Below are 18,986 nucleotides of genomic sequence, written 5' to 3'. Positions count from 1 at the left end.
GTTTGGTGGGTGTAGGGGGTTCCTGTTGGTGGGGCCCCTTTTTTGTGCCCAAAACACGAGCATTGACGGGTTTGAACTGATGGGGGCGGGGGAGAGTTGCTACATCCTGCCCAAACGCTGCCCATGGCGGCAAGAAGCAGGGCCCTCCCCGTATCTATAGGCAAAGGCCTTGCGACTTGTGCATGGGGCTGGTGGGTCTATGGGCACCTAGTCTTCGACCGTTACTCCTAGATGAGCTGCGAAGCCCTCTGTCATATACATGAGCTGATCCGGTGTGAGCACCGTGCCACGTAGCCCCTCGAAGCCTTCGAAAGCGGAAAAATCCAGTCCTCTGAGATCAAGGTGTTTTGCCTGAGCGTTCGTCAGAGTCAGTTTTTGGGTGTGGCAGTTTTCAAATCGTACACGTTCTGCCTTAGCGCCTCCGAAGTCGACCTCATCAACGGTGCAGTTACGGAAAACAACGTCTTTTACTGTTGAACTTCGCAGGTTCACCCATCCAAGCTTTGACTCTTGGAAGACAACTCGGCGTACCTCGGCGTCTGTGGCATCAAACGCCCCGATACGGGATGCGTTGATCTCTGCATCACGCCATGAGCTTCCATTCGCCAGCAGCGCGGGCGCTGAGAGTCCCGTGATTCGGGTGTGCAACATTCGTCCACCACGTAGCTGCAGTCGCGTCACACGGCAGTCTGTGATCTCGCACTCGAGAAGGGAGGCCCCTGAGAGTTCCTCAGGAAGGTCTATTCCCACGAACTCAAGTCCGTCAAGGTCACAGCCTGAAGCGAGGTCTCCCGTAAAGCCTGCTGCGAGCTGGGGGAGTACGAGCGGTTCGATGCTTGGTTCGCTCAGGCGTGAAGGAGTAGACATGATCCTCACGATAGTCGGGGCCACCGACACCAGCTTTCAGATCGATGTGATCCGCGAAGCGGAGGCGGCCTGTGTCGGTGAGAGAAAACGACAAGCAAAAGGCCCTGGCGGCCCACCGGGTGAGGTGGATCCGCCAGGGCCTGTGTTAGCTGGGCTGCTAAGCCTGGGGTGGTGCCTGGAAGGGCTGCTGAGGAGCCGCAGGGGCACCGGCGTAGTTCGGCTGCAGATCGCGATCAAAACGACGTCCTTCGGGCTTTGAAGGAAGAATGTAGAAGACGATAAGTGCTACAGAAGCCAGGAAGCCTACGTAGGGGATCATCGCACCGAGGCCGATGAACCACAGCGGCCCGGCGAAGTTGCCGTCATGCAGTCGTCGCCATGCGATTGCAATCGAAGGAATGATCGTTCCGAGCCCGATGACGAGCAAAACGATACCGGAGAGCATCATGATGAAGAACCCGGCAGGGCTACCGTAAATGAATGGATTCGCACCGTAGTACTCCGTGCCATACCCGTAGTCGTAGTAGCTGTAGTCCATGTACGCGAGGGCGGGCATCACCATGAAGAAGCCGATCATGAAGAAGATCGACGGAATGAGTGAAAGAAGCGAGAGGAAGAGGTATGACCACCAGTACTCGCTTCTTGAGGCGCGGCCCGAGAACTTTGCGTAGGACTTAAAGTAACGCTTGATGGCTTGGCCGAACGTTGCTCCGTAGAGCGGTCGGCTGAGATCCATTGGGTCAACTGCGCCGTCGAAGGGCTCTCCGGGGCCAGGTGCTCCAAGTACGGGGGCGCCGTACTGAGGCTGCGAGTAGCCGGGGGCAGGAGCGTAGCCAGGAGCTTGGCCATAGCCTGGCGCCGCCTGGTAACCCGGTGCCGCGCCATAAGCGGGCGCTGCGGGCGCTGCAGGAGCTGCCGGAGCTGCGGGCGCTGCGGGGTACGCAGGAGCCGCAGGGTAGGCCGGCGTCGCGGGAGCGGCGTCAGCAGGCGGAGCCTCATACGCCGGAGCAACAGGAGCTGCCGGAGCTTCGGGCGCTGTGGGAGCAGTCTCAGCAGCGGGAATCTCCGCGGCAGGCGTCACCTCAGGCGCATTCTCGTTCGGGCTCTGCTGGCCATCTGGCGGCAGGTTCGTCATGTGCTTCTTCTCCTTGAACTGAGAGCGCGTGCGTGGACAGCTCACTCACAGCAAGCTGATACTTCAAGGGTACGCACTATTTCTATGTCTGTAAGGAAAACCTCCGCGAATTTGGTCATTTGAGTGACTTCTTCCGGAAACCCCTACCCGTGAGGTGCGAAGTGGGTGCGCAACGCCGCATATGTCGGGAGTCCTGGATAGACTCATCCACATGCGCCTCGGAGTCATCGATGTCGGATCCAACACAGTTCACTTGCTTGTGGTTGACGCCCACCCGGGTGCGAGCCCGAACCCATACCAGAGTGAACGCACGACGCTGCGTCTGATGCGTTACCTCGATGCGGCCGGAGCAATCACAGAAGAGGGCGTGCGGCTGCTCGTTGACTCGATCCGCAATGCCGTGAGAATCGTGCGCGAGATTGGCGTCGACGATCTCATTGCGACCGCGACCAGCGCGATCCGCGAGGCTGCGAACGGGCCAGAAGTGCTCGCGCGCATTGCTCGTGAGACGGGTGTTCAGCTGCAGGTGCTGTCGGGTGAAGATGAAGCGCGGATCACCATGCTCGCGGTGCGCCGTTGGCTTGGATGGTCGGCTGGTGAGGTCCTGCTGTTTGATATTGGTGGCGGCTCATTTGAGATTGCGCAGGGCGTCGATGAGTACCCCGATGTGCAGGTGTCGTTGCCCTTGGGCGCAGGCCGCACCACGATCAACTATTTGCGTGAAGATCCGCCATCGCGCGAGGCTGTCTCGGCGCTGCGTGCTCACGCTCGAGCGGAGTTCACCGCCGTGCGTGACGAACTCTTTGCTGACCGACCGAACCCGAAGCGCGTGGTGGGTACGTCCAAGACGATCCGCTCGTTGGCGCGTCTGGTTGGTGGTCCACCAGACCCTGTGACGGGTGACCTTGCACAGCTGCATTATGCGGGCTTGCGCGAGTGGGAGCCGACGTTGCGACAGATGCCAGGCTCGGTGCGTGAGTATCTTCCCGGTATTACTCCTGAGCGTGGGTATCAAATCATTGCCGGTGCGGTGGTGCTGCGCACTGCCATGAAGGTGTTTGGGGTCGAGACGCTCACGATCTCGCCTTGGGCGCTCCGCGAGGGCATCGTGTTGCGGTACATCGACGCGCTTGACGGCCGCGGTGCTGACCCGGTGACCTCGAGCCTCGTCGGGTTGCAGTCGTGACAGAGGGCGGATCCGACCTCTTTGACCAGCTGCACGCTGCAGCCGTGAGTGCCCGTGTGAGCGCCTACGCTCCATACTCAGGGTTCACCGTTGGCGCAGCTGCGCTCGTGTTTGGCGGCGCTGGTCACGGACTCGGTGTTCCTCGCATTGTGACAGGGTGCAACGTCGAAAACGCGTCATACGGGCTCACTCTATGCGCCGAGTGTGGTGTGGTGTCTGAGTTGCATGCCTCGGGCGGGGGCGAGCTTGCTGCACTTGTGGTGGTTGGTGGCGGCGCGCAGGCTGATCCACGAGTGGTGATGCCATGCGGGCGTTGTCGTCAGCTGATTTCGGAGCATGCCGCTGCGAGTTTCGTTTTGCAAGGACCTGAACGCCAGTACACGCTCGAAGAGCTGCTTCCTGCGGCCTTCAGCGCTGATGAGGTGCGCCCCGGGTAAATCCGGTACGCGTGGATGACAAAGCTAGAGAGGCGACAGAATGCTTGAACCGTTTGATGCTGTTGATGTGATCCGCGTGAAGCGTGACGGCGGCACCGTGTCAGAAGCGGAGCTGAGGTGGCTCGTCGACGCGTATACGCGTGGATACGTCACTGACCCGCAGATGGCTGCCTTTGCGATGGCGGTGTTTTTGCGCGGGATGTCGCGTGACGAAATTCGAGTACTCACCGACGCGATGATCGCTTCGGGGGAACGAATGTCGTTTGCCTCGCTATCGAAAGTCACCGTTGACAAGCATTCGACAGGTGGCGTTGGCGACAAGATTACGTTGCCGCTCGCGCCGCTGGTGGCGTCGTTCGGAGTTGCTGTGCCGCAGCTTTCGGGCCGTGGTCTCGGGCACACCGGCGGCACGCTCGACAAACTTGAATCGATTCCGGGGTGGCGAGCAGCACTCACGAACGATGAACTCTTTGCCCAGCTTGAAGACGTTGGGGCAGTGATCTGCGCGGCGGGATCAGGACTTGCCCCCGCCGACAAGAAGCTCTACGCGCTGCGGGATGTGACCGGGACAGTCAACGCGATCCCACTGATCGCCTCGAGCATCATGTCGAAGAAGATTGCTGAGGGCACGGACTCACTCGTGCTCGACGTGAAGTTCGGCTCTGGTGCGTTTATGCAGGACTACGAGCAAGCTCGTGAGCTCGCTGCAACAATGGTGGCGCTCGGTGTTGACTCAGGTGTGCGTACGACGGCCCTGCTCACTGACATGAATACGCCACTGGGGCGTGCCATCGGTAACGCGAATGAGGTGCGAGAATCCGTTGAGGTGCTCGCCGGTGGTGGCCCAGCTGACGTGCGAGAACTGACGATTGCTCTCGCAAGCGAAATGCTTGCGCTTGCCGGACTTCCCGATGCTGATGTGGCGCGGGCGCTCGATGGTGGGCGTGCGATGGATACTTGGCGTCGGATGATCCGCGCCCAGGGTGGTGATCCGGACGCGCAGCTTCCGCTCCCTCGTGAGACCCACACGATTCTTGCTTCGGAGTCTGGTGTGATGACGCGACTCGACGCGATGTCAGTCGGCGTTGCTGCTTGGCGCCTTGGCGCCGGTCGTGCCCGTGCGGATGACGCTGTGGTGTTTGCTGCAGGTATTGATCTCCACGTTAAGCCCGGTGAGCTTGTCCAGGCTGGACAACCCCTTATGACGTTGTCGGCAGATGACGCGGGTCGATTCCCGCGCGCGGTTGAGGCGCTGCACGGCGCTTGGGATATTGCGTCTGGCGCGGATCCGCGCACCTTCGTGTCAGCCCCGCTCGTGCGTGACCGCATCTCTGAAGAGTGAAGGCGTCGTGAGAACGTTGACAAATCAACGCAACGCGCGCGGGAAACGCTGAGAACCGGCCTCGATTTTGCCGACGGGCACTCAAGTGGGTAAAGTTATATCTCGTTGGAACGGTTCGCAAGAACTTCTGAAAGACAACAACCCACATTGGGATATGGTGTAATTGGCAACACTACGGTTTCTGGTACCGTCATTCTAGGTTCGAGTCCTGGTATCCCAGCGAGTAAAACCCCTTGAGTTTCATTGAGACTCGAGGGGTTTCGTGTTTTATGGGCATTGGGCGAGCGGGGCGTCAACGCGCGCAATGTTCGTACAGTTTGCGACGGGCTCATGAGAACAGGCGTTGCTCGGGCTCGCTGGCACATAGCTTTTCTCTATGCGACCTCATTCTTCAGATTCAGATCTGTGCTCCCAATTGTCATCTCACCAGACGCAGGAGGTGGCATCGGTCGGGAAGGCCCCACGCTCTGATTGGATGCGTCGGCTACCTCGGATGATCGCTGTAGGCATGGCCGCATCACTCGCAGTTGGGGGAGTCATCTTCGTTAATGCCGGGGCGCTCGGTGCGGCTCCAGCAGCAGCCGCACCACCCTCTGTGCACGTTGCTGCGGTTGCGCCGGCTGAACCGACTGATCCAGCAGCTCAAGATGAGCGGGCTGATGTTGCGCCGGTCGTCTCTCATGTAGAGATTAACCGAATGCAGATTCCGAGCGTGTTTGGCCAGCTGCTCATTGTGGGCGCAACGGTAACGCTCGATGGACCAGCGAATCTCAGCGGGCAGACGCTCAGCTACGTGCTCAATGGGGAGTCCATTGTTGGGGGCCCATTGTTGTATGTGGGTAACGGTAAATTTATGACACTTATCCCCATGACTACATCCGTCGGTGCTGGCGTCCATCAGCTCCAGGTGCAGTTCCCAGGTGTTCCTGCAAGTCAGGACTTCGCGCCGGTTGCGTCCTCCGAGAGTGAGGTACTGCACTTTGATGTCAGCCAAGCTGAATCAAAGGCTGAGATCCTTACGTCGCCAACTGAGGTGACAGCCTTCCACGAAGCAATCGTGACGGCGCGTGTTTCGTCGGATTCGAATCAGCCGGTCACCGGCAAGGTGGTGTTGCGGGGAGATGGGGTGCCCCTTGCAACTGCTGCGGCTGGCGGAAGCGTGCCCGTGAATTTTGTCGTGTCGCAGGTTCCCTGGGGCACGGAGCAGCTCACCGTCGCGTATGAAGACCCCGCAGGCAATATCGCGAGTTCGGTATCTGCACCTGCGCCAATCACCGTCAAGCCATACGCAACCTCTGGCGAGCTGACGCTCTCTGCATCGCGCAGTCGCGCAATTGACCCTGTCGAGGCGAGCATCGTGGTGCGAGCGGCTGAAGATGGGGCGACTGTTGATCCGCGCGGTGGTGTCGAAGTATTTGTAGATGGGGAGTCGGTGTATGCCGAGACGTCGAGTGATGACGTGAATGCGGTGCCAGGTGATGGCGCGACTGAGTTTCGCGTAAACCTGACGGGCCTCGAAGCTGGGGCTCATCGGGTGACGGCACGGTACCTTCCTGCGCCCGGGTTTGCTGAGGCGCCTGCCATGAATGCGGAACTGTACGTAGACGCGGTGCCGACGAACATTACGGCGACGTCGGAAAAGGTGCAAGGAACTCCAAAGCACCCCGCCGTCGTAGATGTTGAAGTGGTGTTTGTAGAAGGTGGGCTCGAGCGATCTGAAGCGGGTAGCTCGCGGACTCAGGCGCTTGGTGTAGCGAAAAGTGGTGCGCCCCTGCCGAATGGAACGGTGCAGCCATACCTCAACGGCGCCCCGTTTGGGAGCACCTCCACGGTTGTTGATGGGGCAGGTGTGGTCTCGCTCGCTGGGCTTCCCGTTGGTGCGCACAAGGTTGAGTTGCGATTTGTGGCAGACCAGCCCGGGGTATTGCCGAGTGACGCGGAAGTTATCGCGACAGTGATTGCAGACGGAGGCGATGGCGGAATTGATCCGACAAAGCCCGTGAAGCCAGACACGGCTGTTCCGGCCGAACCTCAGTCGCCGAAAACGCCCCAGAAAGGCGGTTCGCTCGCTGCAACCGGTGCTGAATCGATGGATCTTGTGCTTGTCGGGGGATCAGTGTTGACGCTTGTGGCAGCCGGTGCGCTGGTACGCGCGCGGACTCGTCGCCGTCAGGCATAACAAATCACAACAGGTGGGCCTGTGGGAGTATCGCTCTCACAGGCCCACCTGTTGTTGTGTAGGGTCGGTGCAATGCTGGTCACACAGAGGGCGTGCTGGACGAACCGTCGAGTCCTGTGGCGAGTGCGACGGCGTGTGAACGTATGGTCGCCCGTCGAGACTCCCAGCTGATTGGTGTGCCAGTGATAGCGGCAGAGAGATGGCCAAGCTCGCACCAGCCGACAGCGAGCGCGACAACACTGACGAGTAGTTGCTCGGCGCCAGCCTGGTCAAGCGTCGGCAGTGCGGACGCAAATCCAGCGGCCTTGCTTGCACAAATCGGATGTCGGATGTCGATCGCGATGGCCTCATCAAGTTCGAGACTTTCCCAGATGAGCAGACGAGAAAGCTCAGGACGTGTCTCGCAGCGGTCGAGCAATTGATCCGTGAAATTGCCAACTGCTTCGGGGCCGGTGCCTGACACAGTGATCCCCTCGAGCAGGCCGGTGAGTTCGTGGGTGAGTACCGCAGCAAAGAATGCGCGCTTGTCACCGAAGTAGCGGTAGATCCGCTCTTTGTTGACGCCCGCATCGGCGCCAATTGCTTCGATTCTGGCTCCAGCGAAGCCTGACGCGGCGAATTGGCGCGAACCTGCGTCGAGAAGTTTGCGTCTGGTTGCATCAGTGTCCCAAGCCATGCCACCATTCTAGCAATTTCCAACCGTTTAGTTGCAGAATTTTTACGCGCGCTCTAGGCTTGCAAGAAAATTGCAACTGAACGTTTGGAGATTTGCGTGAATGTGTCGATGATTTCACCCAGAATGCATCGAGGTACCAAGTGAGAGGCGTAGTAGTTGGCGCGCGCGGCGCGGTTGGCAGCGAAGTCGTCGCTGAGTTGCAGCGCGGTGGGCACGAGGTGCTCACCGTGGGAAGAAGCGCGTCTCAGGACGTGCGCGTAGACCTTACGAAGCCGCAAGACATTGCACGACTCGGCACAGTGCTCCAGCCGAGTGATGTGCTCATTAATGCGTCAGGGCAGGAGAGGCCTGAGCTTGCCGACCTTGTCGCCTTTGCGCCCATCGTTGATATCTCTGCCACCGGACGATATCTGAGCGAACTAGCGACGCGGATCGCGCGGATCACCCAGCTGAACCCCTCGCAAGACCGGCCAGTTGCCGTTCTTGGCGCAGGCATCGCACCGGGCTTGAGCACCGTCCTGTTGTCGGAACTGCAATCAACTTCGGGGGATGCGTTGGATCTCGGAGTGACGCTCGGCGCAGGCGAACGCCACGGAGCCGAAGCGGTCGAATGGACACTCAGCTTGCTCGGCACCGATATGTTCGCGCCACCGGAAAGTGCGGCTGTTCGAAACCTGCGCGAGGCACGCAAGCTTCCAGGCCTTGGTGGCGTGACGCGCACTCATCTGCGAGCTGACTTTCCCGACCATGTGCTGCTTGGTGCTCGTCAGGGCACACCCGTGCGAAGCTATCTTGCATTGAGCTCGCCAATGATGACGCTAGCGATGCGACTGCTTGGCCGTGTGCCAAAACTGGGAGGCTTGATGCGAGTGGCACCAGCGATTGGATCTGAAGACTGGCGAATCGTTGCGCTCAACCGCCGAACCGGCGAGCAGATCTCTGTCGAGGGCAGCGGCCAATCCCGTGCGACAGGAATTCTCGCGGCCGTTGCAGCTGAACGGCTGGCAGAGCGTATTGCCCAGGCAGATGCCAGCCCGATGCCCCATCGAGTGCAGAATGACACGGGTGTTGGACGATCAACAACCAACGTGCTCAATATGGCTGATCTGTGCACCGCGGACGAGCTTGCGGCGAGGCTCGGTGGGCAAGTATTGCGCAGCTAATCGACGCGGGGAAGCTCGTTCGTAAGCTCTGACTGCATTTTCTTAGTGAGCGAACCGAAGACAAGACGGTACGACTCGGCTATGAGTTCTTGGATGCGTGCTTCCGAGAAGCTTGTCTCGGCGAGAATGACTGAGATCCAGTGCCGCTTGTTCGAGTAATACCCAGGCACGACCGCGGTGAATTCTTGACACAGCGCCTCGTTTTCAAGCGGATCGCCTTTGACCGTCAAAATGTGTCGTCCAGTGTTGTCGGTGCCAAGCCGCGCAAACTGCTTGCCCCCAACAGCAAGGATTTCGGCCTCCCACTCAACTTTGTAATAGCACTCGGCTCCAACAAATTGAGTTGCGGCCTGCGTGAGCCATTCGGCGGTGATGACGGCGTCGAGCGCGATGGGCTGCGAATCGGGCATGGGTTCTCCTGAGGACGACGGTGTTATTGAGCTTAGTGCTGTGCGAGCGTGACGGCCACGGGAGAGTCGGCGAACTCGATGAACGAGAAAAGGCCGAGGCGAGTGTTTTGGCAGGCCGGAAGAACAAGTTGAATTTGGGCTGGTTATGTCGTGATCTGCTCGATGGCGGCTGGGAGATGATACGCCACATCGAGCGCGGTGATCGGTCGGCCAGCTCTCGACGGTCCAGCCGCGATTCTGGCGGCCGTATCGTGTAAAAATGCTGCGGTTGCGGCGAGTTCTGCAAATTCAGGCCCGGTGGAAGTGATGCTTGTGGCGTGCCGAGCCGTGAGAGCACCAAATATGCCAGCGAGCACGTCCCCAGTGCCCGCCGTAGCAAGCCACGGGGTCGCCGGCCCTGCAGAGATTACGATGCCGTCGGGGGAAGCAATCTGCGTGACTGAACCTTTGAGCGCGATTGTGCAGCCAAGTGCATGTGCGAGAGTAACGCAAGCCAAGATGTCATCAGTAGGCTGCTCTTGGCCGAGGGCTCGCCACAGCGCCGCGAACTCTCCTGCATGAGGGGTGAGAGCGAGTGGGGCCTCTTGTTGCAACCGCGATACGCATAAGTTGAGCGCGCCAGCGTCAGCAATTACTGGCTTTGAGCCCTGGAGTATTGCGCGAATTGCAGCGCTCTCCGCGTCGGACCTGTCGGCCGGGTTGGTGCCACTTCCAATGAGCCAAGCGCTCACCTTGTCTGTCGCCTGGGACACGACGGTCTCAGGTCGTGCGGCAAGTACAGCTGCAGCTGGGCTCGGCAGGCCAAACTCCGTCATCGGTGCGTCAACCTGGGGAACGTACTGCACCATTCCGATCCCCGTACGCCAAGCAGCTTCCGCACCGAGTACAGCCGCTCCAGGGTAAGCAGGTGAGCCCGTTCGAAGCCCGAGTATCCCGCGACTGTACTTATGGTCGTTTGCAGTAGGTGGGCTGAGGAATTTCGCCGCGTCCTGTGCGGTCCAGCGGATGGGGTTATTCATTCCTGCTCCCGTCATAGGTGTGAGCGACACCTGACCGCCTGGGCTGGTCAAAGGTCGCGAGCTGACTGCCGTGACTAGTTAAACAGATGGAGAGCCAGGGCTTGGGCCGCCACTGTCAGTACAAAGCAGCTGTGGCCACAACCCAAATCCATGTTGGCTTGCGGTCTGTTCGATCTCGCAGACGAGTGAAAACCAACACGAACGCCACCATTCCGAGCGACAGCATTCCAATGAACACGTTTGGATCCAATCCAGTGTCCACCATCTTGTCGAGAAAGAAATGCCCCCAAGAAATCATCCCTATCGTGAGAAAGATACTGAACAGAGTGCTGAGGCGGTTAGGCCTCTTGCGCGAGCTTGGGTAGGCATGCGTCATTGAACGCTTTTCGTCGTTCAGCATTGAGTGCCCACTGCCCACCAGAATGCGCCGACTGCTGTTCCTGCGCCTAACCCGACGGGGCCGCCAAGCGCGAGCCCCCAGAGCGCACTATGTGCGAGACCCAATGCTCCTGTCGCAACATGGCAACCGGTGATTCTGTTGCGAGGGGTGATCCTCATGTTCTGGCTGGCACGTACTGGGATCCGCTGCAAATGAAGATCAGCGCTGGTTAGGCGAATGTGCTCGCCGTTACTGCCTGCGCCGGTGCAATGGCAACTAGCGTGAGTGAAGCCGTAAGTGCGACTGCGGCAAGTGTTTGAACAGGATTTTGCATAAACCACTCCGTGCTGAACAATGATCGTTTCTGTGCCCCGCCTGGAATGACGATTGCAGCTGATGTACATCGCTGCAATAGCAAATTGGCCTTATGGGTACATTGAGAATGCGTGGGCTCTTTGGGGTTCCAGTGATTCACGTGTCCTGGATAGAATCTGTCGGCAGGGTTTGGCGGTCAGGAAAATCCCTGTTCGCATGTTGAATAATCGAAGCTCGATGACGGTATTTGGCGTGAGTGAACGGCAAATGTGACTGAGCCGCTTTTCATTCTGTTTCCGTTTGCAGAATGGCACTTCACGCACAGCCATCGTGATGAGACTTGACCTCCACTTGAAGTGGATTGGCTGGGTAGCTCCTGCGCCGTCGTGTCTTGGTCCCGTGGCCACCCGAATGTGCAGCGACGCAAGGCGCATACCTTGCGAAGTAGTTGGCTATTCGCGAGCGACAGCGAGGAAATCACGCGCAAGCGGAGAAAGTTGCCCGCTCCAGACGCCGCGGAACGTTCGTTCCATGGCGGGACCAGCGAGGGGGACGCGCACGAGACTGCCAGCCGTGAGCTCGCTATCGACAAGTCGCGAGCTGAGCACAGCTGGTGCGATGCCAGCGCGCGCGTTCGCCCGAATGATGCCGCTTGTCTCAAGTACAGCAGCGGGGGTGGCGATGCGTGAGTCAAACGTGCCGAGGTAGTTTTCGATGGTCGCGCGGGTTCCTGAACCTTCCTCACGAACGAGGAAAGGAGTTGCTGCGAGCAGCTCAGGGGAGGCAGCGGCAACGTGAGACCACGCATGCGTTGGCGAGACGACGACCACTAGCTCATCAGAGACAACGCCAACGGCATCGAGGCCGACGGGTGCGTGCGGCCCCTCACAGAACCCGAGGTGTGCGCCACCTGCGCGCACGAGATCTGCCACTGTCGCTGAGTTGCCTGCCACGAGCCGAACAGTCACTCCAGGTGCCCTGCGTTGAAATTCGAGAAGCCACTCAGGGAGCATGAGTTCGGCGATGGTTTGTGAGGCCGCAACGACAAGTTCACCTGATGGCTGCTGGAGGGCGCGTATGCCCGCGTCGAGACGGTCTGCAGCCTCAAGTACCGGCTGGGCGAGGCCCAGCACCAGGCGCCCCGTCTCAGTCAGGGAAGACCCAGAAGGAGATCTGCGCACGAGCTGGTGTCCGACGGTGCGCTCAGCGATCCGCACCCGTGCAGATACTGCTTGCTGGGTGACGCCGAGAGATTCCGCAGCGCGGGTAATTGATCCTGTCGCTGCGACCTGTTCGAGGACTTCAAGCGTGTCGAGGTCCAGGGTTCGGTCAATGATGCGTCGCGTGGTGGTCACAAGTAAATACTGTGCCCTACCAATCTGACCGACGTAGTGAATGAAAGCGGCGAGCGGCAGACTGGACGTATGCGTTCACAGACCCTCACAGAGCCCGAGCTTGCGTCCACGAAAGCCAGCGAATCGGGCAGGCCGCGCGGACGACGTGAGCCGTCGGGGCAGGAAGGTACCCTTCCACGCCGACTCTTCGCAGCGCTGAGTCACCCCTGGGAAATTGTGTCGAACCTCACCCCAAACTGGTACGCCTCAATCATGGGCACTGGCATTGTGGCGATTGGCGCTGCTTCACTGCCGGTTCAGTTCCCTGGTCTGCGCACCGCTGCGACCGTGATCTGGGCGCTCGCCGCAGTGATGCTGGTCTTGCTCACCATAGCGACTATCCTGCACTGGATCCGCTTCCGCGGGGTCGCTTCAAAGCACCACCTGCACCCGGTGATCTCACACTTCTATGGTGCGCCCCCGATGGCGTTCATGACGGTTGGTACCGGCACGCTGTTGCTTGGCAAAGACTGGATCGGCATTGATGCCGCCGTCTCGATCGACTGGGTGCTCTGGACGATCGGTACGATCGGCGGTCTGGTCACCGCGGTCATGGTGCCGTACCTTGCATTTACACGCCACGACTACCAGCCAGAAGCCGCATTTGGTGGCTGGCTCATGCCGGTAGTGCCGCCCATGGTCTCGGCGACCGGTGGCGCCCTGCTGCTGCCGTATGCGCCCGCAGGGCAGGTCCGCGAGACGCTCCTGTGGCTCTGCTACGGATTCTTTGGGCTGACGCTCATGGCAGCAATCATCATCATCTCGCTGATTTGGGGGCGACTCATGCAGCACGGTGTCGGCGTCGCAGGTATGGTGCCGACGCTCTGGATCGTGCTCGGTCCGGTTGGACAGTCAATTACCGCTGCCTCACTGCTTGGCGCGAACGCGACCGGCATCGTGAGCGATGACGTTGCGGCGGGCCTCAATACCTTCGGCTTGCTGTACGGTTTCGCAATGCTTGGCTTTGGTCTGCTGTGGACGACGGTTGCGCTCGCCATTACGATCCGCACCGCTCGGGCAGGGTTGCCGTTCAGCCTGACCTGGTGGTCCTTCACGTTCCCCGTGGGCACGTGTGTCACCGGACTCAACGGGTTGGCGGCGCACACTGGCCTCGTCGCACTGCAGGTGCTTGCGGTGTTGTACTACATCGGCCTTGTCGGTGCGTGGATCATTGCCGCCTCACGCACCTTCCATGGCTCGGTCATTCGGGGCACGCTCCTCGCGCCACCGAAGGCTGCGTAGACTGGTCTGCGGCCGTTTCGACCTCGCAGGAGAAGCGTCGGGCGAGCGGCCGCAGAAGGAGAGTGTGAAGGATGCAGCGCGAGAACACAGCCGCGAATACACGGGGCGGATCCGCGCACCCGCCCACGGTCCTCAGTGCGCTGCGCTCGCCGCGACTCCTCACACGTGAGGTGCTTGCAGGCCTCGTTGTCGGTCTCGCGCTCATCCCCGAGGCGATCTCATTCTCGATTATCGCCGGGGTCGACCCCAAGGTTGGCCTATTCGCGGCGTTCGTGATGGCGGTCACGATAGCGTTCGTTGGCGGCCGCCCAGCGATGATTAGTGCCGCAACTGGAGCTGTCGCGCTCGTGATCGCACCGGTCTCGCGCATGTACGGCATGGATTACTTCATTGCGACGGTGATGCTCGCAGGTGTCTTCCAGATCTTGTTTGCGGTGTTCGGCGTCGCAAAGCTCGTGAAATTTGTGCCGCGCAGCGTGATGACGGGGTTTGTGAACGCGCTGTCTATTCTCGTGTTCATCGCTCAACTGCCACACCTCATTGATGTGCCATGGGCCGTGTATCCTCTCGTCGCTATTGGCCTCGGCATTCTTGCGGTGCTTCCGCGATTCACTCGTGCGGTGCCCGCGCCACTTGTCACGATTGTGGTCATTACGGCGGCAGTTGTACTCTGTGCCATCAACGTGCCAAACGTTGGCGATCAGGGTGAGTTGCCGCGTAGCCTTCCTGAGCTGTTCATTCCGAACGTGCCGCTTGACCTGCACACCTTCGCAATCATCGCGCCGTATGCGGTCGCGATGGCACTCGTCGGGCTCATGGAGTCACTCATGACTGCGAAGCTGGTCGACGACATCACCCAGACGCCCTCAAGCAAGACGCGTGAAGCTTGGGGCCAAGGCATCGCGAACATCGTCTCTGGCTTCTTCGGCAGCATGGGCGGTTGCGCGATGATCGGTCAGACGATGATCAACGTTCGTGTCTCTGGTGCTCGCACCCGCATTTCGACGTTCTGCGCGGGTGCGTTCCTGCTGTTGCTCGTCGTCGTGTTCGGAGACGTGGTTGCGATGATCCCCATGGCGGCTCTCGTTGCCATCATGATCATGGTCTGTGTTGCCACCTTCGATTGGCGCAGCATCACACCTCGCGGGCTGAAGACGCTTCCAAAACGCGACACCTTCGTGATGGTCATTACTGTCGGACTCGTCGTAGCGACCTCAAACCTCGCGATTGGTGTGATCGTCGGGACGCTCCTCGCCGCGCTCATCAACGCGACTGCACGCAAGTTCGCTGTCGCGAGCTAACGAGCTTACGGGCTAACGAGCAAGCCGTGCACGGCTGCTCCTGATCCTCACACCGGTACGATTGAACGATGCCTCCGAAGTCTCCGCTCGCGCAACGCAACGGTCTTGATCCCGCGTGGTTGCGCACTGACGGTTTCGATCGTCACGCGCCGAGCCCGTGGGCGACGATGCGTGATTGGCTTGACGAGCGGTTACGCGTACACATGGACGTCGACGCGAGCATCGATGAGGGAAGATTCGTGCTCGCTGACGGGCAGCCCGTTCGGGCAGCGGATCCGTACACGCCCTATACCTTTGTCTGGTTCCACCGTGACCTGCGCGAAGAAGCGACCGTACCGGGCAAGATTCATACTGTTTTTGAAGACGAACGCATCATGGTGGTTGATAAGCCACCCTTCCTTTCGTCCATTCCGCGAGGCAGGCACGTCATGCAGAGCGTCGTCGTGCGCCTGCGCGCAGAGCTTGGTCTCCCGGAGCTCACTCCGATGCATCGCCTCGACAGGGTGACGAGCGGTCTCCTGCTCCTCGCGAAAGAACGGCAGTGGCGTGGCCCGTACCAGTCAATGTTCCAGTACGGCCAGATCACGAAGACCTATCGAGCGATCGCACCCCTGCGCGAAGACCTTGCGGTCCCGGCCACCGTGCGCAGTCACATCGTGAAAGAGCACGGTGTCATGCGCGCGAGCGAGATCGCAGGCGCTGAGCCAAACTCGGAGTCACTCGTTGAGCTGGTGGGGGAGCTTACTGCAGGAACCGCGCCCGAGGCGTACCAGCCGCTTCCGGGAGTCGACGGTGACGTGCCCATACAGCCACGCCTCGGCGAGTACAAGCTGTCACCAATCACGGGCAAGACTCACCAGCTGCGTATTCACCTCGCAAGCCTCGGTATTCCGATCGTCGGAGACCCGCTGTATCCGGTTGAGCGCGATGTCACCATCGATGACTTTACGACCCCGCTCCAACTGCTTGCGAATCAGCTGTCGTTCACAGACCCGATCGATGGGACGGAACGCACGTTCGAGAGTGCGCGCTCGCTGCCGCTGCTCACGAACGAGTAGGGCGCGGATCCGCCCACCCGCTCGCCGCCCCGGTTACGCGGCGGAGTGCGAACCGACCTCAGTCTCGAACGAGGCGCCGTTGAGCTCAACGTACAGGGTGCCCTCGGTGCGCGACACTGACATCGTGTTGCGTCGGTCAAGCGCACCCGCAAGGCTGTCAATCACCTTCGGATCGAAACTGCGCACGATGAGCGCGTCAGCGTTATAGATGGTCTTCCCCTCCCACGCGCGCAGCACCTTTGCCGGGTCGCGGTGTGTGTAGACGGCGGCGTAGTCTGCGAGCTTGCTGCCGAAGTGCATGCGCGCCGCATCGGGGGCGCCAACTTCGATCCAGGCGGTGACCTTGCCGGTCAGATCCTTCACCCAGACGGTTGGCTCATCAGTGGTCGAGACTCCGCCACCAAAATCGATCCCGTCCTGAAACTCCAAGCAGTATGCGAGCACACGCGTCACCATGAACGCCTCAGTCTCAGACGGATGCCGCGCAACACGGAGGGTGAAATCCTCATAGACGCCGCGATCAATGTCGGCAAGCTGAATAGAGAAATTGAGGATTGTCGAGCCGATAGCCATAATGTTCAATTCTAGGCAGTCGCAATGCCGCGCACTTCTCCTATGCTCAAGATATGACCGTCAGACCCGCAGCCCTCATCACCGGATCGTCCCGTGGCATCGGTGCCGCCATCGCGAAAGCGCTCGCCGCAGCTGGCATTCCCGTTGCGCTGATAGCGCGTGACGAGTCAAAACTGCACGTCGTGGCTGAGGAGATTCGGGCGTCTGGCGGTACTGCGGAGTATCGCCTTGCAGACATCACTGATGCGTTTGCTGTCAGTCGTGCCGTCCTCGAACTTTCGGACGTAATACCGACGCCGTTTTCGCTCATTGTGAATGCCGCAGGGCGGATCGACCGCGAGGTCCCGCTTTGGGAAGCCGATGCCGAGCAATGGCGCGCAGTCATCGAAACGAACCTCATTGGTTCGTTCAACGTGTCCCGCGCGGCGATCCCTGGCATGCTTGCTATCGGTGGCGGGCGCGTGGTGGAACTCGCATCGGGGGCTGGTGCGAAAGACTGGGACAAGGCGTCTGCCTACACCTCAAGTAAGGCGGGGGTCATGCGCCTCGCAGGTCATCTGCACGAGGCCGGGTATGCCGGGGGCTTGCGCTCGTTTGCCGTGGCACCGGGCGTGGTGAAGACGGATATGACTGACTCGATGGATCTGCACCGGGGCAGGACCGAATTCACGCCTGTTGCGGCAACCTGCGAGTTGGTGCTCGCGATCTACCACGGCGAGCTCGACGCGTGGTCTGGAAAGTATCTTCGCGCTGGCCAGGATTCACCAGCATCACTCGCGGCACGCGTTGCTGCTGACGGGGTTCCTGCGGAATGGGTGCGACGTCTCACCGTGGAATCGTGGGGCGAAAACGATCCGAATGCCGCTGGCTCTCGGCCTTCGGAACGATGAGCGGCTAGCGGCTCAGTGTACCGATGACATCTCCCGCGGCATTGCTAATCTCAAGGGCGTTGTTGACGATTTTTCCAGTGGACATGCCGTTGAGCCAGTCGTCGACGTCGGGGCATGCCATGAGCGTCATCGCGCCGTCCTTACCGAACGTGATGGTGTCGCCCGAGGCGGTGAAGCTCCCGATCAACTGATTGCACCCATCATTGCCGGTGTAGGTGCCGTCTTCGACGAGCGTCAGATTGGGCTGTCCATCATCAACTGAACCCCACGACCCAAGCGCCTGCGTCCCGAGATCGGTGGCCGAGTCGATGCCTGGAGTTGCGTCTTGGCTCCGTGTATCGCCGCTGCCAGTACACCCAGTGAGCGCCAGTGCGAGAACGCCCGTCGTGCCCACAGCGAAGAGCAGTCGACGGGTCGTACGTGAAGAGATGTGCATGTCTCACATCTTTCCAAAGAAGTGTGTGAACCCGGTGGAAAATCCAATGAATATGCTGAGTCTGGAAATCAGGTTGGCGTAAGCTGAGAGTCGGCTCGCGTTTGCACAGAAGGACGTTGTTTGTGGCTCATCCCTATCTCACTGCTGCTACTCAACCAAGGATCTTCGCGCATCGGGGGTTTGTTCCGCCAGCTGCTCGCAGTGTGACCGTCGAAAATACTCGAGACGCATTCCGCGCAGCGGTCGAAGCTGGCGCAGAATACATCGAGACTGATGTCCACCTCACTCGTGATGGTGTGGTGGTCTGCTTCCACGACGAAGACCTCAGTCGAGTGGCTGGTGATCCGCGCACGGTCGCCTCATTGACGCGTGCGGAGCTTGCAGCGGTCATGACTGATATCGGTGGCCTGATAACGCTTGAAGATGCGTTTGCTGAGTTTCCGGATACCCGGTTCAATATCGATGTCAAAGCGGCTGCGGCGGCTGAGCAGACGGGCTGGCTCGCAGCTGAGGTGGCGGATCGTGCACTCCTGACGAGCTTCTCTGACCGCATCCGGGAGCGTTCGTTGGTGGCTGCTCGTCAACGCGGTGCGACCCCCGCGACCTCCCCGGGTAAGCGGCGGCTTATTACCCTGCTAGGCGCGATGGCAACTCGGTCAGGGAGGGTGATTGATCGAGCGTTTGCCGGTCTGGATGCGCTCCAGATTCCCGTCAAGAGCGGGAAAGTTCGAGTGCTTACTGAGCGGCTCGTAGAGCACGCGCACCGAAACGGGGTCGAGGTGCACGTGTGGACGGTGAACAACCCACTCGACATGCGAGTGCTCATGCAATTTGGTGTTGATGGTGTGGTGACGGATCGCACTGATCTGGCGGTTGCTGAGCTCCGATAACGAGTCCTGGGCGCGGGCCCTGTGTGGATACTGTTTGACAAAATAAATACCCCCGGGGGTATACTTCATGCAGGAAAGCATGACCTGAATGGAG

The 18,986-nt window shown here is 60.1% G+C and carries 17 protein-coding genes, 1 tRNA gene and 1 pseudogene; 11 read left to right on the top strand and 8 right to left on the bottom strand.

The window, feature by feature from the left end; genetic code table 11:
- Window positions 1-207: 207 nt before the first annotated feature.
- Together FW756_RS05755 and FW756_RS05750 are read right to left on the bottom strand one after the other, a co-directional pair.
- Window positions 208-867 (bottom strand): pentapeptide repeat-containing protein, encoded by a 660-nt coding sequence (locus FW756_RS05755; protein ID WP_446429196.1) that lies wholly within the window; start codon window positions 865-867, stop codon window positions 208-210.
- 157 nt (window positions 868-1,024) lie between these two features.
- Window positions 1,025-2,002 (bottom strand): DUF805 domain-containing protein, encoded by a 978-nt coding sequence (locus FW756_RS05750; RefSeq protein ID WP_446429195.1) that lies wholly within the window; start codon window positions 2,000-2,002, stop codon window positions 1,025-1,027.
- A 211-nt stretch (window positions 2,003-2,213) separates the two neighbouring features.
- On the opposite strand from FW756_RS05750, the gene FW756_RS05745 reads away from it, so the two are divergent.
- From FW756_RS05745 to FW756_RS05725, 5 genes are all read left to right on the top strand, one after another.
- A complete protein-coding gene (locus tag FW756_RS05745; protein ID WP_446429194.1) occupies window positions 2,214-3,188 on the top strand; it encodes a Ppx/GppA phosphatase family protein in 975 nt (324 codons plus the stop codon).
- Entirely contained in the window at window positions 3,185-3,625 is a 441-nt protein-coding gene (locus FW756_RS05740) for a cytidine deaminase (protein ID WP_446429193.1), read from the top strand. The genes FW756_RS05745 and FW756_RS05740 overlap by 4 nt, the downstream gene beginning before the upstream one ends.
- 40 nt (window positions 3,626-3,665) lie before the next feature.
- Window positions 3,666-4,967, top strand: a complete 1,302-nt coding sequence (locus FW756_RS05735) for a thymidine phosphorylase (protein WP_446429192.1) — start codon at window positions 3,666-3,668, stop codon at window positions 4,965-4,967.
- 148 nt (window positions 4,968-5,115) lie between these two features.
- A tRNA-Gln gene (locus FW756_RS05730) sits at window positions 5,116-5,187 on the top strand.
- 288 nt (window positions 5,188-5,475) lie between these two features.
- Window positions 5,476-7,146 (top strand): hypothetical protein, encoded by a 1,671-nt coding sequence (locus tag FW756_RS05725; RefSeq protein ID WP_446429191.1) that lies wholly within the window; start codon window positions 5,476-5,478, stop codon window positions 7,144-7,146.
- 79 nt (window positions 7,147-7,225) lie between these two features.
- On the opposite strand, the gene FW756_RS05720 is transcribed toward FW756_RS05725, so the two are convergent.
- Entirely contained in the window at window positions 7,226-7,822 is a 597-nt protein-coding gene (locus FW756_RS05720; protein WP_446429190.1) for a TetR/AcrR family transcriptional regulator, read from the bottom strand.
- 140 nt (window positions 7,823-7,962) lie between these two features.
- Here FW756_RS05720 and FW756_RS05715 point away from each other — a divergent pair, with 140 nt between their 5' ends.
- On the top strand, window positions 7,963-8,985 hold the full coding sequence (locus FW756_RS05715) for an NAD-dependent epimerase/dehydratase family protein (RefSeq protein WP_446429189.1): 1,023 nt from the start codon (window positions 7,963-7,965) through the stop codon (window positions 8,983-8,985).
- Here the strand turns inward: FW756_RS05715 and FW756_RS05710 are convergent.
- From FW756_RS05710 to FW756_RS05700, 3 genes are all read right to left on the bottom strand, one after another.
- Window positions 8,982-9,395, bottom strand: a complete 414-nt coding sequence (locus FW756_RS05710; protein WP_446429188.1) for an MmcQ/YjbR family DNA-binding protein — start codon at window positions 9,393-9,395, stop codon at window positions 8,982-8,984. The two genes, FW756_RS05715 and FW756_RS05710, sit on opposite strands and share 4 nt — an antisense overlap.
- Window positions 9,396-9,538: 143 nt before the next feature.
- On the bottom strand, window positions 9,539-10,414 hold the full coding sequence (locus tag FW756_RS05705; protein ID WP_446429187.1) for an ADP-dependent NAD(P)H-hydrate dehydratase: 876 nt from the start codon (window positions 10,412-10,414) through the stop codon (window positions 9,539-9,541).
- A gap of 1,146 nt (window positions 10,415-11,560) precedes the next feature.
- A complete protein-coding gene (locus FW756_RS05700) occupies window positions 11,561-12,463 on the bottom strand; it encodes a LysR family transcriptional regulator (RefSeq protein WP_446429186.1) in 903 nt (300 codons plus the stop codon).
- Window positions 12,464-12,532: 69 nt separating this feature from the next.
- On the opposite strand from FW756_RS05700, the gene FW756_RS05695 reads away from it, so the two are divergent.
- The 3 genes and pseudogenes from FW756_RS05695 (at window position 12,533) to FW756_RS05685 (ending at window position 16,103) form a co-directional block, all read left to right on the top strand.
- Complete coding sequence (locus FW756_RS05695; RefSeq protein ID WP_446429185.1) at window positions 12,533-13,744, top strand: TDT family transporter; 1,212 nt, start codon at window positions 12,533-12,535, stop codon at window positions 13,742-13,744.
- A 71-nt stretch (window positions 13,745-13,815) separates the two neighbouring features.
- A pseudogene (locus tag FW756_RS05690) lies at window positions 13,816-15,009 on the top strand (SulP family inorganic anion transporter); the annotation flags it as partial.
- 104 nt (window positions 15,010-15,113) lie between these two features.
- Window positions 15,114-16,103: a pseudouridine synthase gene (locus FW756_RS05685; protein WP_446429184.1), complete on the top strand. Its 990-nt coding sequence runs from the start codon at window positions 15,114-15,116 to the stop codon at window positions 16,101-16,103.
- Between the two features lie 33 nt (window positions 16,104-16,136).
- Here FW756_RS05685 and FW756_RS05680 read toward each other — a convergent pair whose 3' ends face one another.
- The gene (locus FW756_RS05680) at window positions 16,137-16,676 is read right to left on the bottom strand and encodes a YaeQ family protein (RefSeq protein WP_446429183.1); all 540 of its coding nucleotides are present in this window, start codon (window positions 16,674-16,676) and stop codon (window positions 16,137-16,139) included.
- Window positions 16,677-16,729: 53 nt separating this feature from the next.
- On the opposite strand from FW756_RS05680, the gene FW756_RS05675 reads away from it, so the two are divergent.
- Window positions 16,730-17,566 carry an SDR family NAD(P)-dependent oxidoreductase gene (locus FW756_RS05675; protein WP_446429182.1) on the top strand — a complete coding sequence of 279 codons (837 nt, stop codon included), beginning with the start codon at window positions 16,730-16,732 and terminating at the stop codon, window positions 17,564-17,566.
- A 4-nt stretch (window positions 17,567-17,570) separates the two neighbouring features.
- On the opposite strand, the gene FW756_RS05670 is transcribed toward FW756_RS05675, so the two are convergent.
- Complete coding sequence (locus FW756_RS05670; RefSeq protein ID WP_446429181.1) at window positions 17,571-18,002, bottom strand: META domain-containing protein; 432 nt, start codon at window positions 18,000-18,002, stop codon at window positions 17,571-17,573.
- A 122-nt stretch (window positions 18,003-18,124) separates the two neighbouring features.
- On the opposite strand from FW756_RS05670, the gene FW756_RS05665 reads away from it, so the two are divergent.
- Window positions 18,125-18,892, top strand: a complete 768-nt coding sequence (locus FW756_RS05665) for a glycerophosphodiester phosphodiesterase family protein (RefSeq protein WP_446429180.1) — start codon at window positions 18,125-18,127, stop codon at window positions 18,890-18,892.
- Window positions 18,893-18,986: the final 94 nt, after the last annotated feature.

It is taken from the genome of Leucobacter sp. 1207-22, from assembly GCF_052850455.1.
The sequence above is the reverse complement of the archived record's forward strand: the minus strand, read 5'-3'. Positions and strand labels throughout refer to the sequence as shown.